Annotated in this window: 3 protein-coding genes; 2 read left to right on the top strand and 1 reads right to left on the bottom strand. The window is 46.8% G+C overall.

The features are described from left to right. Positions 1 to 631 precede the first annotated feature (631 nt). Both BM063_RS08270 and BM063_RS08265 read left to right on the top strand, forming a co-directional pair. On the top strand, positions 632 to 1,192 hold the full coding sequence (locus tag BM063_RS08270) for a metal-dependent hydrolase (RefSeq protein ID WP_177199053.1): 561 nt from the start codon (positions 632 to 634) through the stop codon (positions 1,190 to 1,192). A gap of 17 nt (positions 1,193 to 1,209) precedes the next feature. After that, a complete protein-coding gene (locus BM063_RS08265; RefSeq protein ID WP_177199052.1) occupies positions 1,210 to 2,319 on the top strand; it encodes an endonuclease domain-containing protein in 1,110 nt (369 codons plus the stop codon). Between the two features lie 160 nt (positions 2,320 to 2,479). Here BM063_RS08265 and BM063_RS18315 read toward each other — a convergent pair whose 3' ends face one another. Continuing rightward, the gene (locus BM063_RS18315; protein ID WP_425439139.1) at positions 2,480 to 2,641 is read right to left on the bottom strand and encodes a transposase; all 162 of its coding nucleotides are present in this window, start codon (positions 2,639 to 2,641) and stop codon (positions 2,480 to 2,482) included. Positions 2,642 to 2,680: the final 39 nt, after the last annotated feature.

The following is a 2,680-nucleotide window of genomic DNA, read 5'->3' as shown; positions in this document are numbered from 1 at the left end:
GTTTCAATTCCTCATAGGTAACCTACAAACCAAATTTTTCATGATCCAGGCCCCAGGGAACGGAAATGTTTCAATTCCTCATAGGTAACCTACAAACATCAGTATCTCCCCGTTTTCTTTATAATACTTACTTCCGTTTCAATTCCTCATAGGTAACCTACAAACTCCGTCGACAGGAGTTGGAGAAGCAACTAGAGGCAATCAAGTTTCAATTCCTCATAGGTAACCTACAAACCCCTGAAAAAGCCCTCCAATTTAATACTCTACATATTGCACTATACCCTTCGGGAACAATTTCGTCAATTGGGAAAATGGTTGTTCCCTTCATTCACTTGGCCTTTGGGTGATTGGAAGAAAATGGAAGTGTCGTCGATCTCCAGGGGTTTTTGCATTATTGGAGGTCGACGACACCGAAACAAATCCCCCGGAGGTTTGAGGGGGTGTTCTTTGCAAATTTCAATACAAAATTTCCGTTAAATATTTGAATTTCTCTTGGTTTGTCATCGGAATCTCCAATATCATTACGGTATAATGGGTAATAAAATTAGTGATGATGGTGTCTTGTTCGTTTTCTTTTTGTTTCATCTTTTTCCGATTATAAAATGGTTTTATCCTCATAGGAGGGCTGTATATGACCGGATGGACTCACTTATTTGTGGGTACTGCGGCGGGAGTGGCGGTGGCCGCCGCCACCGGTCACCCTGAATGGCCCAAAGAAGTGATAATCGGCGTTGCGGCAGCGGCGGCGACAGTTCCGGATCTGGATGCGGAAAAAAGCCTTATTTACCAGTTTGTGCTGCCAAAAGTCGATTCCAAAATGCGCCGTCTTGCTATTGGGGCGGCCGGACTGGGCTCGATCTATCTAACCCATTACTCCTATGCATTTCTCTTGACTGGACTGTTTTTGCTTCTGACAGCGATTTTTCCCCATCGGACCTTCACCCACTCATTGCTTGCCCTCGGGATGATCACATGGACGGTTTATCTAATTGATCCTGGGCTGGCTCCCGCTGCCTTTGCCGGTTATGCCAGCCATCTCATAGCGGATTCAATGACCCCGCATGGCGTTCCGTGGCTGTGGCCCTATCAGCGGTACTTTCGGATCGCGCGCGTTCCCACCGGGAGTGGAATGGATCATGTCATTGGCCTAACAGCCCTCTTCGGCGCTTTCTTTGTTTGGCTGATTTTATAAACATGGAGGGATCATCGGTGAAGGTTCGAAGTTTGGATTCTCCATATGAGAAAATCCTGGAAGAAGGGATGAAACGGCGCAAGATATCCTATCGGGCGCAGGATCCCATTCGCGACAATCCCCGATACGGAATGGGATATCGCTACGTCGCCGATTTCGTAGTCATGGGAAAGCATTGCAAAATCGTGGTAGAAGTCGATGGGAGATACCATCAACAACCAGATCGAAGAATCCGTGATGCATTACGGGACTATTACATGATTACCCACGGTTATGACGATGTGCTTCGCTTTACCACCAAAGAAATCCGAACCAATTTGGAGGGGTGCCTGGATCAAATTGAGGAAAGAGTGCGGGCCATGGATATGGTGCGCCAAAGGCAGAGGGAGCGGAAGCATCTGGATGCCCGCTCAATCACAGAAAACCCCTCCGCTGATCAAGTTTATTCCGTTGTGCAGGAGGTTGCCCCTCTCCTTGCAGACACAAACCGCAAGCATCCCTCTTCCAAAACAAGATTTCTTCGGGATTTTCGGCGGGAATTGCAGCAGAGACATTTCGGCCTTTCTTATGAAATGCTGCACTTTCATTTTCCTCACTTGGTATCACTTCTCCAACAAGGGGTGATTGAAGCCTTTTTTTCCGCCTACAACATCCCGTTTGTCCTGATTTTAGGCACCCAGCCGTTCGAAAAGTTTGAGGAACATGTGCGATCCGTCGTTCAGGATCCCAAAATTGTCAAGTTGCTGTTTCATGCCCGGATTAACGGCGGATACCTTTCCAGCTGGAAATTGTTTGACCCCCGGCACTGGGTTGAAATTTCCTCCGGCGGAACCATCCGCTCGGATTTATTTAATCCATCCATCATCCTCAAGATGAAGGAGAAGGAGGCCCAAGAACTCGAAAAGAAAATCCTCGCACGCTATCGCAGAGGGCTAAAGGCTGAAAAATTGGAGCAAAAACTGCGCAATACTTACCGAACCATCTGGAAACACCGAAAAGAAAGAAAGGTGATCGTGTTTTCAACTGCTCCGAAATACAGCAAAAGAAACTGCGAAGGGAATTGCGCAGCTATTGGAATCAGATTATCCAGCAAAATCCCAAAGCGGATCCTTACCAAGAGGCCCTGAACTGGTTTAAAAAACGGAAACGAAAAAAGGAAAACGTTGAAAGTATCCACGATGTCACACTGTTTTTCTTTCATTTGAAAAAAGCCCGGTGGAAATGAAAATGCCGGGCTCTTCCAGTATCTTATAGATATCGATGTCTCGTATTCATACAGTTTAGAAGCTATTTCAAAATTCGGTTTACACACCAAATAATGAATGCGATCAGGCAAAAAGCTCTATATATATGCAAATATCGGTCATACCGAACTACCAACCGACGGTAATTGGTCATCCACCCGAAGCAGCGTTCAATGATCCAACGCCGGCGGTATCCCTCTCCCACACGGATGGGGCGGCCACGACGGGGTTTGCGGCTTTTTCG

The organism is Planifilum fulgidum (assembly GCF_900113175.1).
In the GTDB taxonomy this organism is placed as follows: Bacteria; Bacillota; Bacilli; order Thermoactinomycetales; family DSM-44946; genus Planifilum; species Planifilum fulgidum.
The sequence above is the reverse complement of the archived record's forward strand: the minus strand, read 5'-3'. Positions and strand labels throughout refer to the sequence as shown.